Raw genomic sequence first — 15,449 nt, forward strand, 5'->3', positions numbered from 1 at the left:
AAGGTCAGCTTGCGCTGACCTTTGAGTTAATATTTTGATATTAGGACATTAAAGTACCGCAGCGATACCTTTACATAGTGGTCCCATGTTCGCTTTCGTCATGCCTGCCACACTGATGCGGCCAGAACCAACGATGTAGATTGCGAACTCTTCTTTCAGGCGGTTAACTTGCTCTTTGCTTAGGCCAGAGAAAGAGAACATGCCATTTTGACGCTCGATGAAGCTAAAGTCTGCATCAACACCTTCGGCTTTCAGTGTTTCAACGAACAGTTCACGCATGTCTTGAATGCGGTCACGCATCTCAGCAACTTCTTGTTCCCACTCCGCGCGCAGTGCAGCGTCGTTTAAGATGTAAGTAACCACTGCTGAGCCGTGTGCTGGTGGGTTAGAGTAGATAGAGCGAATGATGCTCTTAACTTGAGAGAAGGCCGTTGTTGCGATCTCTTCTGAAGCAGCAACCAGTGTGAATGCACCCACACGCTCGTTGTATAGGCCGAAGTTTTTCGAGAATGAACTCGCAACCAAGATTTCTGTGTTGTACTTAGCGAACGTACGTAGACCTTGAGCATCTTCTTCAACGCCTTTTGCAAAGCCTTGGTAAGCGAAGTCAAATAGAGGGATAAGACCTTTGTCTGCGACAAGTTTAGCTAGTTGCTCCCACTCATCGCCAGTTGGATCGATGCCTGTTGGGTTGTGGCAGCAACCGTGAAGCAGAACGATATCACCAGCGGATGCTTGCTCTAGATCAGCGACCATACCAGCGAAATCTTTGTCTTTCGTTTCTGCATTGTAGTAGCGGTATTGCGCTGTTTCGATACCTGCTGCGCTGAATACGCCATTGTGGTTTGCCCACGTTGGGTTACTGATCCAGATCTTTGCGTCGCCAAGTTGGCGCTTGATGAATTCACCAGCAACACGCAGTGCACCCGTACCACCCGGTGCTTGAGCTGTTTTTGCGCGTTTTTCAGTTACGATTGCAGCATCAGCACCGAACAGCAGTTTTTGTACCGCTAGACCATATTCAGCTGTACCTTCAATTGTTAGGTAAGATTTGGTTTTCTCTGTTTCTAGAAGTGCTGCTTCCGCTTTCTTTACGGTCGCGAGAACAGGGGTTTCACCTTGTTCATTCTTGTAGATACCAACACCTAGGTTGATCTTTTCAGCGCGAGCGTCTTTTTTAAACTCTTCTGTTAGACCGAGGATAGGATCAGCGGGTGCTGCAACAACTTTCTCAAACATATTCTTCATCCATGTTAATTGAAGGGGGCGAAAAACCATTGGTAACGAAACGGTTACTTGGTGACAACAGCCTATTTATACCTTTCAAGGCTATACCTGACAACCACATTAAAGAAGAAAACTAAAAATTATTTTGATTTGAAACAGAAAAGACAGTTAATTCGGTGTTTGTGTATGAAAAGGTAAGAATTTATCGAGGATCTGTGCAAGGAAAGTGAGGACTAACGTGTCTGCTTCGATTAGACACGTCAGTCTAGAGAGGCTAGTCATCATGTCCTTTTAGTTGATGCTCAGACTCGACGGATTGAGTTTCAATGTCTGGGTTTTGGTCGAATTTTTCTTTAGCCCAGTCATTTAAGTGCTTGAGGATCGCGCTAACGGCATGTTCTTTGGTGGCCTCTTCGCTATTTCCTACCTCTAAGGTCTGCTTTGAGTGCATACCGGTTTCATCTTCTGCAATATGCAACCAGTCTGGATGCCAGTAGTACGGTTGGCCATTTGATGTTTCCCACTTATGAACGCCATCACTTTCACCGTAGTATTCGATATCGTTTTCTGTGAATTTACCCATAACTTAGCACCTCATTTCTATGCTTAGACGACTTTCTAAATGTAGTGCGATTTTGCTGGATTACCAATAGGTAAAAAGCGTTGAAAATGGAAACTAAGCACGCAGAAATAACAAACAGTTTTCAGTTGGCAGGCAATAAAAAAGGCCACCGAATGGGTGGCCTTTGGGATTCGATTTCATGCACTGATGTGCTTAGAAGTTCGCGCTACGTGGTGTACGTGGGAAAGGAATAACGTCTCGAACGTTGCCCATACCCGTTACGTAAGACACTAGACGCTCAAAACCAAGACCGAAGCCTGCGTGAGGTACTGTGCCGTAACGACGTAGGTCGCGGTACCAGTTCATGTGTTCTGGATCGATGTTCATTGCACGCATACGGTCATCTAGGATGTCTAGACGCTCTTCACGCTGTGCACCACCGATGATTTCACCGATGCCTGGTGCCAGTACGTCCATCGCAGCAACCGTTTTACCGTCGTCGTTCAAGCGCATGTAGAATGCTTTGATATCTTTCGGGTAGTTCTTAACGATAACTGGCGCTTTGAAGTGCTCTTCTGCAAGGTAACGCTCGTGCTCAGAAGACATGTCGATACCCCATTCAACAGGGAATTCGAACTCACGACCAGAATCTAGAAGGATTTGGATTGCGTCAGTGTAGTCAACTTGTGCAAAGTCAGCATCTACGAACTGCTCTAGACGAGTGATCGCTTGCTTGTCGATGCGCTGAGCAAAGAACTCAAGGTCGTCGCGGCGCTCTGCAAGTACTGCTTTAAACACGTACTTAAGCATGTCTTCAGCTAGCTTAGCCACATCTTCTAGGTCTGCGAATGCGACTTCAGGCTCAACCATCCAGAACTCCGCTAGGTGGCGGCTGGTGTTTGAGTTTTCTGCGCGGAACGTAGGACCAAAGGTGTAAACCTTGCTTAGTGCACACGCATAAGCTTCAGCGTTCAACTGACCAGATACGGTTAGGAACGTCTCTTTACCGAAGAAGTCTTCGTTGAAGTCTACGTCGCCTTTTTCAGTGCGAGGTAGGTTTTCAAGGTCTAGAGTAGACACACGGAACATTTCACCTGCACCTTCAGCATCAGACGCTGTGATAAGCGGCGCAGAAGTCCAGAAGAAACCTTGCTCGTGGTAGAAGCGGTGAATCGCTTGAGATAGACAGTTACGAACACGCGCAACCGCACCAATCACGTTAGTACGTGGACGAAGGTGTGCTACTTCACGTAGGTACTCGATAGAGTGACGAGTCTTAGCCATTGGGTAAGTATCTGCGTCTTCAACCCAACCAACAACTTTAACGTCAGTCGCTGCAAGCTCAAAGTCTTGACCTTTCGCTGGAGATTCTACGATTTTGCCCGTTACTTCTACTGAACAACCAGTCGTCAGTTTTAGGACTTCTTCTTCGTAATTATTAAGATTATTTGGGACCACGGCCTGAATCGGGTCGAAACAAGAGCCGTCGTAGATGGCAAGGAAAGAGATTCCAGCTTTGGAATCACGACGCGAACGGATCCAGCCGCGAACAGTTACTTCACTGTCTACCGCTAGCTTACCGCTTAGTACGTCAGTTACAGGCGCGTAAGTCATGTTATTAATCATCTCCATGGAGGTAACAATACAACCCAATGATTATTGACCAATAATTAGTCAACTCATTGGGTTGCTACTAAATTTCTTTTCAAAGGGACATATTACCTGTCAATTTTCATGGTTCAACCTTTATTGTGGTTATTAAGCATAAATTGATTAAGTAATGTCTCCAACTGATGAGAAAGTTGTTGTAAGTCCATGCTGATTTGATGTGTTTGGGTTGCGCTACTGGATGTTTCGTTTGCGTGCTCAGTGATGATGGCGGTTTTTTCACCAACGCTTTCACTGGTTTGGCGGTTAGCCTGGATTTGATCTTGAACTTGGCTAGCAAGCTCTGTGGTCGATTCAATTTGTGATACCACGGTCTGCATTTTACGAGCGAGAGCTTGTACTTCATCGGCCCGCTGGTGTGCCGTGTCAGAGACTTGATTCACCGCATTAACCGAGAAACTGCTGCCTTGTTGGAACTTGGCAATAATGGTTTCAATATCGTTGGTCGCTTCTGTGGTTCGACTGGCTAGGGAGCGAACTTCGTCGGCGACAACGGCAAAGCCTCGTCCTTGCTCACCCGCACGTGCTGCTTCAATGGCAGCGTTGAGAGCCAATAGGTTGGTTTGATCGGCAATACCTTTAATGGTGGAAAGGATTGCGGAGACTTGCTCTGTCTGTTCATTAAGCTCTGAAATGTGCGTCGACACTTGGGTAATGTCTTGTACCAACGATTCTATGTCATCGCTGGCATTTTTCGCTTCTACACTGCTTAGTCGGGTGAGTTCACATGTCTCTTGCATCAATTGGGAGGCGCGCTGCGTGGCTTCACTGACCGTTGCCTGTTGTTCTTTTAGCATTTGCATATTGGCTTCCACTGCTGCCGTTTCGTCCAGTTGACGTTTGGCCGTAGACTCGTTGTTTTGTGCGATGTCGGTGAGTTTGTCTGCATTGCCACTGACTGTTTGCGCTGTCGACTGTACTTTGACAAGACTGTGGGAAACGGTATCAAGGAAGTCATTGATATCATTAGTCAGATCGCCAACTTCATCGTTTTGTTTACCGTCTAAACGAATGGAGAGATCTTTACTGCCGCTGACACGGGTCATGAATTTGGACGTTGTTTGCACAGGCCCAACGATGAATCGTCTGGCAATAAAGATAGTGGCGAGATAGCCGATAAACGCAATAGCAGCCATAATAGCGACAGCAATCGCGGTACGTTTGTTGATCATGCTATTTACATGACTCAGGTTGTATTCAATTCGAATAGCGCCCAGCACTTCGCCTTCTTGCGACATGTGACAAGCAATACAATTGGTGCCGCGATAGTTTTCGCTTGCTTTCATTGGCAGGGCAACAACAAGGCCTTTGCCCCAGTCGGCTTCAAATGGCTCTAGCACGGTTTCACCGAGTAGCGCTCGTTTGTCGATGTCGTCCAAAGCCGTTTGGTTATCCAACCCTTTGCCGTAGAGTTTGCTCACAGCATCGCCGCGAAGCACCCGAACATTCTCGATATTCTCTTGAGCGAGCGCCTTGCCGCGCAGCGTTTCTTTTTGCGCCATGGTGCCCGTGAGCATCATCATATTTAAACTATCGAAATAGTTACTGGCTTTATCCTCGAGCTGTTCACTGAGTACAGAATAAATGAGTTCACGTTGTTGGTTGTATTGATAAGTGGTTGAAATGACAACAACAGTGCCAAAAACCAAGATAAGTGCGAGTAGTAGTTTATTTGTTATCGTAAGTCGCATAGTTATATTGTTAATTGTATGGGCTGACAGGGTGAATATTAAGTTAACAAATACTTGTTGGGGAAGGGGTTTTGCGGCAAAACCTCGAAAAGCTCATGGTTTTTGTTGCAACTTGCTTCAATTTTGAGAAATTTGCCTTGATGCATAGTTACAATAAATGAATCTATTGTGGTTATAACCAAGTCATCGAATCTTCATCAGTTATTGACTCTACATTGACAGCAGAGTGCGCTGTGAGGCGTAAAAACACGGTTTGATGTCATTCAATGTTATACAACATGTCTTCACAACCCACTGAATTAACTGAAAACAAACATCCTGCCGAAGTTAAACTTTCGGCATTTCGTCCATTTGTGTTCACGCTACTTATACTGCTCTCTTTCTATTATTTATGGGTACTGTATCTGGCGGCACATCCCAACGTATCAACGGCCTACCGAACCTACTACATAGAGAAAAAAACGCGTTATTGGGGCAGAGAAAATACCGAGCTTATCTGGCCTGAATCTGGTGTTGTTGAGGTCAAACAGACATCGCCATTTTTAAGTCGCCAAGGTTGGGCTCCAAAACCAGGGCGAGATGGTAGGAAGCTAGTACACAATGCGAGTTTATATTTTAATTTTGATAAACCGCTGCAACATCCGGTCCGGGTGAAACTTACTCTAAGTCAATCGATTACTGAACCGGTTTACGTCTCAGTAAATGGAGGCCGAAAGATCATGCTAATGCCTCTAGAGGTAAATTCCTTAGAAACCAACTTACCCGCAAGCGCCTTCATGCAGCAGCGCTCGATTCAACAAGTTGACTTTGAAACGGACGCCAGTTTGCGTGTCGACCAGGTAGTGATTGCGGAGGTAGTTCAATGACTATGACTAAGCTGACAATGTGCTCAGACGCCATTATCGACAAGCCATCAGTTCACACCAACTCGTTTCAACCTAGTTTGCAGATATCCAAACAGCAATGGTTGACTATTGTCATTGCCGTAGTACTGAGTCGGACGATTTTCTATGCACTTGGGTTGGTGGGTACTCATACGTACAACCCAGAAACGGTCGTCAATATGGATATATGGCAGCAGATCTGCCGCTTTGACTGTATGTGGTTCCAACGCATTGCGGATGATGGTTATGCCTTGGTCCCGACTTACATGAGAGGCGGCAATGCGGCTAACTGGGCATTTATGCCAGTCTCTCCGCTGTTGGGAAAACTGGTATCGTTGCTAGTGGGCGATACCAACCTTGCGTTGGTGTTAGTTTCAAACCTCACTTTTGTATTAAGCGTAGCTGTGTTTGTTATGGCACTGAAACAGCTCAGGTTTGATGGTGAGATTCAAGAAACCGCTATCTGGCTCCTATGTTTTTCGCCTTACGCGGTTTACGCCATGTCGGGCTATTCTGAGCCACTTTATATTGCATTGATCAGTGGTGTGTTTATTGCCTGTTACCGCCAAAACTGGTGGACAGTAGGGCTTTTGGGGTTAGTTGCTGCGATTACGCGTAACCTTGGTGTCATGTTGGTGTTTTCTGTGCTCATTGTCGGCTTGCAAGCATACGGTGCGAGCAGTTTTTACCGACTAAGGAGCCAGGCACTTTCGGTGGTGGCTGCGATATGGCTTATTCCGTTGGGCTTCTTTAGTTACATGGCCTATTTGCATTTTCATATGGGGGACGCATTAGCGTTTGGCCACATTCAAATTGCTTGGGGTAGGGAGTTTAGCAACCCTATTGAGTGGCTAATGTATGGTGTGAAAACTGGGGGAGCGAAACTCTACCTAGTGTTAGTATCGCTACTTGGTTTCGCGCTAAACGGTTATCTATTCGCCAACAGGCGTTATGCTGAAGCGGTATTCATGTTGATAAATTTGATGATCCCACTGTCATCAGGAGTCAATGCAATGCCACGTTATATTTTTGGGCTGTACCCTACGTATTTAGCGATCATTTTATTGCTCGCGCGTTACCCGAGAGCGAGAATGCCAGTGTTGTTAGCCGGAGCTGCGATATCGACGTTTATTGCGATTGGCTTCTACTCGAATGTGTTCTTTACGGTATAAATAAAAACCGAAGCGGTGAGGCTTCGGTTTTTTGTTTTGGGATGTTAGCAGACGACTTTAATCGCCAAACCGCCTTGCGACGTTTCGCGATATTTGGCGTTCATGTCTTTACCCGTTTCTAGCATGGTCTCAATGACTTTGTCGAGTGATACGCGCGGTGCAGAAGCACGGCGCAATGCCATACGTGTAGAGTTGATTGCTTTAACTGCAGCGATGCCATTACGCTCGATACATGGTACTTGTACTTGGCCAGCAACAGGGTCGCAAGTTAGGCCAAGGTTATGTTCCATAGCGATTTCAGCAGCCATACACACTTGCTCTGGGCTGCCACCCATCAGCTCTGCAAGACCTGCTGCGGCCATTGAACAAGCTACGCCAACTTCGCCTTGGCAACCTACTTCCGCACCAGAAATAGAGGCGTTTTGCTTGTACAACCCACCGATTGCACCAGACGCAGCAAAGAAGCGGATGTAATCTTTCTCTGTGACGGTTTGGATGAACTTGTCGTAGTAAGCTAGAACTGCAGGTATGATACCGCACGCACCGTTAGTCGGTGCGGTAACCACTCGGCCACCCGCTGCGTTTTCTTCGTTTACCGCAAATGCGAACATGTTTACCCAGTCAACTACAGACATTGGATCTGTCGTGGTTTTTTCCGAAGTGATCAATTGTTGGCGAAGCGCTGCTGCACGACGTGGTACACGCAGAGGACCTGGTAGAATACCTTCGGTGTTCATACCGCGTTCCATACATTCACGCATAGTGCGCCAGATGTTCGCAAAGTAACTGCGCGTCTCTTCATCTGAGTGGATCGCATGCTCATTTGCCATCACAAGTGTACTAATAGAAAGACCGTTGTCTTTACATAGGTTAACCAGCTCTTCGGCTGAGTTGAACTCATACGGTGCTTTGAGAGCAGAAACTTCTTCTTTGCCAAAATTCTCTTCGTCAACGATGAAACCACCGCCAATCGAGTAGTAAGTTTTTGAGTAAGCGAGTTCTTCATCGATCCATGCGTGGATCTGCATACCGTTTTCATGCAGCTCTAGGTTGGTTGAATGAAAGTTCATTCCGCCTTCACGAGGGAAGGAAACCGTATGGCAATGCATACCAACCGGAAGACGCTCTGTCTCTTCAACGCGTGCAATAAATCCTGGGATAGAGTCGATGTCGACTTTTTCTGGCGAGTTGCCCGCCAAACCCATGATGATAGCGATATCTGTGTGGTGACCTTTCCCTGTCAGTGATAGTGATCCATAAACATCTACAGTGATCTTGGTGATGTCTCTTAACTTACCCATAGTACGTAGGTCATCGATGAACTCTTTACCGGCTTTCATCGGACCGACGGTGTGTGAGCTTGAAGGACCGACACCAATTTTGTAGATATCAAAAACACTGATCATACTGATTTGCCTCTAGAAAAGCCCCTATACGAAGTAGGGGCTCAAATTATCGTTATTGTGTATCGAGATACGGTTTAATCGAGATGTTCAATTGACGGCGTCAATTAAAAAGCGCCGTAGATTACAGAAGTAATCGCCGCAACACCACAAATTGCTGTAAAGATTTGTACAGGCGCTGAAGTTTTGTACTTCGCCATCGCTGGCACTTTTTTCATTGCGTATACAGGCATCAGGAATAGGATAGCTGCAATCATCGGTGCACCCATGGTTTCAATCATGCCAAGGATACTTGGGTTGATGATAGCTACGATCCAAGTTGTTACTACGATGAACACTAGAGACGCTTTCTCAATTTTGCTGATTGGCGCTTTAGAGCGAGACTTACCAAGACCTACTAGACCTTCGTGAGCACCAAGGAAGTGACCAAAGTAGCTAGAAGTAATCGCTGCAAAAGCAACAACTGGGCCTAGGATAGAGATAAGTGGCGACTCGTGTACGTTAGCAAGGTAAGACAGTACAGAGATGTTTTGCTCTTGTGCAATAGCTAGCTGCTCTGGAGATAGAGATAGCACTACAGAGAATACGAAGAACATAACAAAGCCCATCAACATCATCGCTGCACCGCCAGTGATCATGTCTGTTTTCTTAACTGCGTCGTCACCGTATACGCGACGTTGCTCTTTAGAGAACTGAGAAATGATTGGGCTGTGGTTGAATGAGAATACGATGATAGGAATAGCAAGCCAGATAACAGCAGGCATTGAACCCCAGTCAGGGCTTACGCTCATCATTGACGTGTTCCAGTCAGGGATAAGGTAAACAGACAGAGCTAGAAGGATGAATACTAGCGGGTACACCATTGCAGAGGTCGCTTTTAGCATTAGCTCTTTACCGAATACAACGCCACATGTCATCGCACCGATTAGACAGCCAGATAGCAACCAGCGTGGAATAGACTCCATGCCCATTTGGTTTACTAGGAACGAATCTACGGTGTTTGTGATACCAACACCGTAGATTAGAACAATCGGGTAAATGGCAAAAAAGTAAGCGAAAGTAATAAGGTTTGCACCCGCTTTACCAAAGTGTTCTTCAACGGTGTCAGTGATATCTGCATCAGGGTTTTTAGCAGAAAGTACGAAACGCGCTAAACTCTTGTGCGCGAACCATGTCATTGGTGCTGCAATTAGGGCTAGGATTACTAATGGCCAGAAGCCGCCAGCACCCGCTTTAATAGGAAGGAAAAGTACGCCAGCACCAACGGCTGTACCGAAAAGAGAAAGTGCCCACGTGAAATCTTTGTAGGTCCACTTAGACGAAACACGGCTTGACGCCGCAGTAGTTGTGGTAGTCATAGTTAATACTCATTTTTTGGGAACAGGAAATAAGTCGGGCGCAATATTGCACTTAAATTGCAGCCAAAAACTAGATCTAGGTCATGGTTTGCGTTGGCTTATTCATTGGGGTTATATTTTGCAGGTTTAGTCACGTTTTTTTCGTGCTACTGATTAGGTGTGTTGATGGTTGGTATTAGTAAATCTAATGCGTTAACAAGCAAGCGATTGCATTTTAACTATTGCTTAACTTAATAAAAGCTGGGTCTGTAGGTTTTCGATAATCTGTGCTGTTACCCCCCAAATAAAGTGTTCTTTATAGGGAATAGACAATACGCGGTGACGCTGTCCGCGGATATGAAAGCCTACCGCGGAGAGGTTAGTAGGAGAAGCAAGAAACTCCAGAGGGACTTCAAAGAGGTAATCGACTTCATTGCTGTCGATTTTAGGGCGATACTTAGGTTCAACAAATGCTAAGACTGGCGTTACGTTAAAAGCTGTTACTGTCACAAGCTTTGGAAGAGAACCAATCACTGAGATATGCTCGCTCCCTATACCAATCTCTTCTTCGGTTTCTCTTAATGCGGTGACCGTTGGATTGAGATCATGAGGTTCAACTTTTCCGCCGGGAAAGCTTATTTGGCCCGGATGATGTTTTAAATGACTCGCCCGCTTGGTAAGGATGACGTGAAGCTTGGCCTCACGTTCTACTAGCCCGATTAGCACACTGGCTTCACGCAGAGAATCCCTATCGACATTGGCCGTTCGTAATTTGGTTTCTTTGTGGTAATCCTCAGTTTGTTGGAGCTGAAAACGAGATAAAAATTCAGATTTGGTCATACTACTGGTGCCAATTACGTCATTGATGCTAAATAGTCGTTGATTTGAGTTTTGATAACTTCAAGCTCTTGTATTACGAATTGAATATCAGATTGCTGAGGGGCCTCACCACCGCGAGTGGAAGCCTCTATGGCTTGTAACTTCTCAACGGCCTTGGTTTCGCCAAAGCTCGCAAGAATCCCTTTCAGTGAATGGGCTGCGATAAACAGTTCGCTCCAATTTTGTTGGTTAAAAAGCGATTGTATTCTGTCTGCACCGTTTTCATGCTCTTCCATGAAAGCCATAAATACGGCTGCGATGATGTCCTCGTCATTGTCCATGTAGCCGCGAAGTACGTCGAAATCTATCATCCTGCTTTCCTTTTGTGCTGTCTATCGTTATTCGCTACCGAGATTGTTCCATTTCATGACCAAACTCAGTCACTTAACAACAATAGTATAGTTCATGAGAAATGAAAATCTGACAATCACATCGATCTAAACTTGATCGTTGAAGTTGCTGCTGTTCTAAAACTTTATTACTAATTTGATTATTTTTTAACTAAACAGTATGAAGTAAATTTTGATGCATAGCATAAACACGACTACGCTTGATCTTGCGACGCACCTCAAAAGTTCGCGCTAATCACCACAAAACGTTAGCAGGGCTGATAATGAGAAAGGGAGATCACAATGAGTACAAGGATTGAAAGCGCAAAGACTGACGGTCTAGACAGCAATGTTGATTTCTACTCTAAGTATATCCAAGACGTCGTCGGTATTGATTTGCTAACTCCGGAACAAGAATACCACTATGCAACTCTTGCCAGGCGTGGTGACAAAGCCGCGAGGGATGTGCTGATCGAATCTAATCTTCGACTTGTGGTAAAAATAGCCAGAGGCTACACAAAGCGCGGATTAAACAATCACACCATTCTCGACCTTATTGAGGAAGGGAATTTAGGTTTGATAAAGGCAATTGACAAGTTTGAGCCTGAAAAAGGATTTCGGTTCAGCACCTACGCAGTATGGTGGATCCGAGAGAGTATAGAGTCTTCCTTAATGAACACTGGCAGAACGGTTCGTTTGCCTGTTCACATCATCAAAGAAATTAATCGGCTTTCCCGTCAAACCAACGAAATGCGTTCGGCGTTAAAGCGAGCGCCTTCGGTTAAAGAAATTGCAGAGCAAACGTCAACTTCACAGCGCCATGTAAGTGAACTCATCCATATGAGTGGTTTTATCGAATCTAGTGCTTCAGTCGATACGACGGATAAAGAGTTCCAGAGCTTGGACACCTGTCGTTCTGACGCTATACCGGAGCCGTACGATACCTGTCATGACGAAATGTTGCTGAAAAGTCTCGAAAAAGTAGTATTGTCACTGCCTGAAAAATATCGTGACATTGTTATCCATAGGTTTGGTTTGTTCGGCAAAGAAGTGTTGACGCTAGATTGCTTGGGTGAGATGTACGGCCTCTCAAAAGAACGAGTACGCCAGTTACAGCAAGAGGGTGTGACTAAGCTTCAGAACAAACTGAAATTTGATGGCTGGGTAATGGGGTAGTTAAATAATTTATCTAAGAGCCAAGCACTTTACTAATTAGGATACTGAAGTGTCGTTAACAGTATAGATTGGCCGCTTAGTGGTGCTTTGGTTTGGAGTGTAATGACTCGGCTTCTAAAAGCAGAACAGATAAACGCCGCTTGACTTCCGATGTTTGAAAACCGGATAAAAAGCGAGTTAGGGCGGCAAAATAGACGCGATGACGACAAATCTTGACCAGCGTTTTTTCAAGCTGTTGCAGCCTAACCGTTTTTTGCTGTTTTGATTGTAACTCCCAGTTGCCTGCAATGTTTGCGAGAGAGTGAGAACAGCAGGACTGCTCGAAAGCTGCATCTTTTCCGAACAATGGTTTGTAGCCACTGACATACCAGGCTTCGATCATTTCTCTGATTTCAACTTCTTCTTCCGGTATCTCATGTTCACCTAGGATGTGATCGTTAGGCACCGTTTGACTGTAGTGGTAGTCGAGCTTGTCTTTGACGTATTTGTACATATAAGATGTTTATCAGTGACGACGTTAAAAAAATACCACACGTTAAGTTAAACCGCTATTGATGGTTTTAATTTTAATCGCAGCTCTATTACGGTTGTGAACCACTGTATAGATGTTGTAAACCACTGTATAGATATAGGCAAGTTACACTTAACTTACTTTACGAAGTAGATAGTGAATGTATCGAAATTCGAGTGACTCAACTCGCCATTGGGAAGTAATACGCTTCACAGCGCTTTGATATGCTCGGCATCGTATTAACAAAGTTAAGGTTTTAGTTAGGCGCTTAAATTCATCGACTTGTTCCCAAAAGCTGATGTGGCCAATGCGTACTTCGGTAAATGGTAAAAACCCAGTCTGATACCAGCAGTCAAGAACTTCCCTGATCTCAAACTCCTCCTCTGGTACATCTCCTCGTTGCAGCTCCCTATCAATAGGAGGAGGGGTGCGATACACATCATCGTAAATGTCATCGACATACACGTAATCCATAACGCCCTCCAGGCATGAAACAATATGACAATAATCTAGAATGTGATGTGGTGTATTCAAGTAAATATCGACTTGAAATTAGATAGGCTTCTTCTAGTTTGTTTTTGTGCGAAAAAGAAACTCGAGCACATGGTAGTTGGCTAATAATTCAAAGAGAGATCGGCATGCTAGCGAAACAGGCTGAAGCAGAGAAGTTGTTCTGGTCGGAACATCTGCATGACATTACAACTGAAGTGTCAAAGGGCGAGTTTTGGCAAAAGATTCTGCATTTTGATACTCATCAGTCTCATTTAAATCCACCTTCAATTGATAGTGTGAATCACATCCTTACCCTGATTCGCGATGTTCAGTTTGATGGAGCGCCTGCCGCTATACCTATTCCGTTGGAGACGACAACGGGCGATTTGCTCTTGGTAAAGTTTGAAATCTATTTGGTCATTGACAATCAGGTTAAAGGCTGTGTCACAGAGCTTTCGAACACAGTTTCAAAGATAGCCTGCACTGAGCTTCTGGAGCATGTTTTAGATGACCCAGTGAGAGGCATTTTGATCACAGATAGTCAGCACAAGATTTTGTTTACTAATGAGAAGTTATGTCGAGATCATTGCGTGTCTTCACTCGCTTTACTAGGCAAGAATATCAGTGACGTTGGATTGTTCCACAGTGATAAGCGGCATATCGAAGCGTTTCAATGGCGTATAACACGTGAAGCGAAATGGCGTGGTGCCATGATTACTAATGGTAAGAACTCACGTTCTACTTTAGAGGTGGTGCAAATCAAACGAATTGAAGTTGGTCATGAGCACGGCTTCTTTATCTACAGCTTTTTAGGTGAGCACCGCAATCCAACACGAACTCAAACTTCAGGCGCTACGAACATTCCTAATCTAGATGAGATGGATGAGGTTGCATTTCGAGACAATGCAAGACAACTCTCTGCTACCGGGGGCAAGTTTATTGTCGTTAGTTTGCGTCCTCATTTTTACAGTGAGCTAGAGGTGGAGTCTCGCCAAAAAGTGTATGCAGCACTTCAGTCCTTTCATCATGCTGACAGCTTCGGTTATATCGGAAGGAATACCTTCGTCGTGTTACTTAGGATACGAGAGGATGATGTAGAGGACGTAACAACAATCAGTATGTGTATTAAGCAGTTTTTTTCTGGCTTGAGTAAGTACCTAGACGACCACTTAATCAATGATATATCAGATGGACAAATTGGTGTCGCGCTGCAGGGTTTCAATCAATGTGGTATGGACGAAGTGATCTCTCAGTCGGTTCAAGCCATGTTCGTTCATGATTCAAAATCTAGCAGTGTAAATTTTTACGATGAGGTGTTAGTTCAAGCGAGTATACGTCGCCGAAAACTGGAGAACTTATTGTTAGAAGCGCTTCAGAACAAGCGGATTGATGTGCATTTTCAGCCTATAGTCGATACAAAGTCGCACCAAGTAGTAAAGTTAGAGGCGCTGTGCCGTTTCCAAATTGAAGAGGTAGATTATTGTGTGCAAGAGATGATTCACCTCGCGGAAGATCTCAAGATGATCAATACCATCGACATGATTGTTGCAGAAAAAGCCATTAAAGAATTTCTCAAACTTGATTCAGAGCTGGAGCAAAAGTTAGCACTATCGCTAAATTGTTCGATAGCTGACACTGAATCGCGCCACCTTGAAGAGCTTTTTAGCTACATTGATCAATCTCCGATTGCTAACGAAGACGTCACTATAGAAATCACAGAGACTTCGTACTTTGAAAACAATATCAACAACTCGAATTTATTGGAGCACATTCGTGCCTCTGGGGTAAAAATCGCGGTTGATGATTTTGGCACTGGTAACTCTTCGTTTTCCTATTTTAGTGATTTTCATTTTGATGAATTGAAAATCGACCGAAAATTTATTACCAATATCCACCAAATTAAGCAGAAATTCTTTGCGGTCAATATGCTAAGGCAACTGTCCCACGACCTAAATATTAAAGTTGTAGCAGAGGGGGTCGAGAATTCGCAAGAGCTGGAAACTTTAAAGCTCATTGATGTGGATTACGTACAGGGTTACCATTTTTATCGGCCGATGACCGCGAAGCAGCTTAAGCAGCGCCTTGCAGGCAGTGAACATGTTTATTAGTGCTCTACAT

14 protein-coding genes are annotated in these 15,449 nt (G+C 44.8%); 4 read left to right on the forward strand and 10 right to left on the reverse strand.

Features of this window, described 5'->3' with window-relative positions:
• Positions 1 to 48 precede the first annotated feature (48 nt).
• The 4 genes from AAA946_RS06485 to AAA946_RS06500 form a co-directional block, all read right to left on the reverse strand.
• On the reverse strand, positions 49 to 1,239 hold the full coding sequence (locus AAA946_RS06485) for an amino acid aminotransferase (RefSeq protein ID WP_338164126.1): 1,191 nt from the start codon (positions 1,237 to 1,239) through the stop codon (positions 49 to 51).
• A 262-nt stretch (positions 1,240 to 1,501) separates the two neighbouring features.
• Positions 1,502 to 1,810 (reverse strand): hypothetical protein, encoded by a 309-nt coding sequence (locus tag AAA946_RS06490; RefSeq protein WP_338164127.1) that lies wholly within the window; start codon positions 1,808 to 1,810, stop codon positions 1,502 to 1,504.
• A gap of 192 nt (positions 1,811 to 2,002) precedes the next feature.
• Positions 2,003 to 3,403 carry an asparagine--tRNA ligase gene (asnS, locus tag AAA946_RS06495; RefSeq protein ID WP_042498832.1) on the reverse strand — a complete coding sequence of 467 codons (1,401 nt, stop codon included), beginning with the start codon at positions 3,401 to 3,403 and terminating at the stop codon, positions 2,003 to 2,005.
• A gap of 125 nt (positions 3,404 to 3,528) precedes the next feature.
• A complete protein-coding gene (locus AAA946_RS06500) occupies positions 3,529 to 5,148 on the reverse strand; it encodes a methyl-accepting chemotaxis protein (RefSeq protein WP_338164128.1) in 1,620 nt (539 codons plus the stop codon).
• A 278-nt stretch (positions 5,149 to 5,426) separates the two neighbouring features.
• On the opposite strand from AAA946_RS06500, the gene AAA946_RS06505 reads away from it, so the two are divergent.
• Both AAA946_RS06505 and AAA946_RS06510 read left to right on the forward strand, forming a co-directional pair.
• Entirely contained in the window at positions 5,427 to 6,014 is a 588-nt protein-coding gene (locus tag AAA946_RS06505; RefSeq protein WP_338164129.1) for a hypothetical protein, read from the forward strand.
• Entirely contained in the window at positions 6,011 to 7,204 is a 1,194-nt protein-coding gene (locus AAA946_RS06510) for a mannosyltransferase family protein (RefSeq protein WP_338164130.1), read from the forward strand. Before AAA946_RS06505 ends, AAA946_RS06510 begins: the two co-directional genes overlap by 4 nt.
• A gap of 44 nt (positions 7,205 to 7,248) precedes the next feature.
• Here AAA946_RS06510 and AAA946_RS06515 read toward each other — a convergent pair whose 3' ends face one another.
• The 4 genes from AAA946_RS06515 to AAA946_RS06530 all read right to left on the reverse strand — a co-directional run bounded on the left by AAA946_RS06515 (position 7,249) and on the right by AAA946_RS06530 (position 11,134).
• Positions 7,249 to 8,610: an L-serine ammonia-lyase gene (locus AAA946_RS06515; RefSeq protein ID WP_338164131.1), complete on the reverse strand. Its 1,362-nt coding sequence runs from the start codon at positions 8,608 to 8,610 to the stop codon at positions 7,249 to 7,251.
• A gap of 104 nt (positions 8,611 to 8,714) precedes the next feature.
• Positions 8,715 to 9,965: an aromatic amino acid transport family protein gene (locus AAA946_RS06520; protein WP_338164132.1), complete on the reverse strand. Its 1,251-nt coding sequence runs from the start codon at positions 9,963 to 9,965 to the stop codon at positions 8,715 to 8,717.
• Between the two features lie 225 nt (positions 9,966 to 10,190).
• Positions 10,191 to 10,784, reverse strand: coding sequence for a CoA pyrophosphatase (locus AAA946_RS06525; RefSeq protein WP_338164133.1), 594 nt, complete (start codon positions 10,782 to 10,784; stop codon positions 10,191 to 10,193).
• A gap of 14 nt (positions 10,785 to 10,798) precedes the next feature.
• Positions 10,799 to 11,134 carry an Hpt domain-containing protein gene (locus AAA946_RS06530; protein WP_338164134.1) on the reverse strand — a complete coding sequence of 112 codons (336 nt, stop codon included), beginning with the start codon at positions 11,132 to 11,134 and terminating at the stop codon, positions 10,799 to 10,801.
• A gap of 321 nt (positions 11,135 to 11,455) precedes the next feature.
• Here AAA946_RS06530 and AAA946_RS06535 point away from each other — a divergent pair, with 321 nt between their 5' ends.
• Positions 11,456 to 12,328 (forward strand): sigma-70 family RNA polymerase sigma factor, encoded by an 873-nt coding sequence (locus AAA946_RS06535; RefSeq protein ID WP_338164135.1) that lies wholly within the window; start codon positions 11,456 to 11,458, stop codon positions 12,326 to 12,328.
• A 76-nt stretch (positions 12,329 to 12,404) separates the two neighbouring features.
• On the opposite strand, the gene AAA946_RS06540 is transcribed toward AAA946_RS06535, so the two are convergent.
• Together AAA946_RS06540 and AAA946_RS06545 are read right to left on the reverse strand one after the other, a co-directional pair.
• Positions 12,405 to 12,821 carry a hypothetical protein gene (locus tag AAA946_RS06540; protein ID WP_338164136.1) on the reverse strand — a complete coding sequence of 139 codons (417 nt, stop codon included), beginning with the start codon at positions 12,819 to 12,821 and terminating at the stop codon, positions 12,405 to 12,407.
• A 150-nt stretch (positions 12,822 to 12,971) separates the two neighbouring features.
• Positions 12,972 to 13,313: a hypothetical protein gene (locus tag AAA946_RS06545; RefSeq protein ID WP_338164137.1), complete on the reverse strand. Its 342-nt coding sequence runs from the start codon at positions 13,311 to 13,313 to the stop codon at positions 12,972 to 12,974.
• Between the two features lie 164 nt (positions 13,314 to 13,477).
• Between AAA946_RS06545 and AAA946_RS06550 the strand changes: the two genes are divergently transcribed.
• Positions 13,478 to 15,439, forward strand: coding sequence for an EAL domain-containing protein (locus AAA946_RS06550; RefSeq protein WP_338164138.1), 1,962 nt, complete (start codon positions 13,478 to 13,480; stop codon positions 15,437 to 15,439).
• The last annotated feature ends 10 nt before the right edge of the window (positions 15,440 to 15,449 follow it).

Source organism: Vibrio sp. 10N (assembly GCF_036245475.1).
In the GTDB taxonomy this organism is placed as follows: Bacteria; Pseudomonadota; Gammaproteobacteria; order Enterobacterales; family Vibrionaceae; genus Vibrio.

What these genes read in the sequence shown, in the direction of transcription:
- AAA946_RS06485 (WP_338164126.1), bottom strand. Translation starts at nt 1,239, where the DNA reads ATGTTTGAGAAAGTTGTTGCAGCACCCGCTGATCCTATCCTCGGTCTA.
- AAA946_RS06490 (WP_338164127.1), bottom strand. Translation starts at nt 1,810, where the DNA reads ATGGGTAAATTCACAGAAAACGATATCGAATACTACGGTGAAAGTGAT.
- asnS (WP_042498832.1), bottom strand. Translation starts at nt 3,403, where the DNA reads ATGACTTACGCGCCTGTAACTGACGTACTAAGCGGTAAGCTAGCGGTA.
- AAA946_RS06500 (WP_338164128.1), bottom strand. Translation starts at nt 5,148, where the DNA reads ATGCGACTTACGATAACAAATAAACTACTACTCGCACTTATCTTGGTT.
- AAA946_RS06505 (WP_338164129.1), top strand. Translation starts at nt 5,427, where the DNA reads ATGTCTTCACAACCCACTGAATTAACTGAAAACAAACATCCTGCCGAA.
- AAA946_RS06510 (WP_338164130.1), top strand. Translation starts at nt 6,011, where the DNA reads ATGACTATGACTAAGCTGACAATGTGCTCAGACGCCATTATCGACAAG.
- AAA946_RS06515 (WP_338164131.1), bottom strand. Translation starts at nt 8,610, where the DNA reads ATGATCAGTGTTTTTGATATCTACAAAATTGGTGTCGGTCCTTCAAGC.
- AAA946_RS06520 (WP_338164132.1), bottom strand. Translation starts at nt 9,965, where the DNA reads ATGACTACCACAACTACTGCGGCGTCAAGCCGTGTTTCGTCTAAGTGG.
- AAA946_RS06525 (WP_338164133.1), bottom strand. Translation starts at nt 10,784, where the DNA reads ATGACCAAATCTGAATTTTTATCTCGTTTTCAGCTCCAACAAACTGAG.
- AAA946_RS06530 (WP_338164134.1), bottom strand. Translation starts at nt 11,134, where the DNA reads ATGATAGATTTCGACGTACTTCGCGGCTACATGGACAATGACGAGGAC.
- AAA946_RS06535 (WP_338164135.1), top strand. Translation starts at nt 11,456, where the DNA reads ATGAGTACAAGGATTGAAAGCGCAAAGACTGACGGTCTAGACAGCAAT.
- AAA946_RS06540 (WP_338164136.1), bottom strand. Translation starts at nt 12,821, where the DNA reads ATGTACAAATACGTCAAAGACAAGCTCGACTACCACTACAGTCAAACG.
- AAA946_RS06545 (WP_338164137.1), bottom strand. Translation starts at nt 13,313, where the DNA reads ATGGATTACGTGTATGTCGATGACATTTACGATGATGTGTATCGCACC.
- AAA946_RS06550 (WP_338164138.1), top strand. Translation starts at nt 13,478, where the DNA reads ATGCTAGCGAAACAGGCTGAAGCAGAGAAGTTGTTCTGGTCGGAACAT.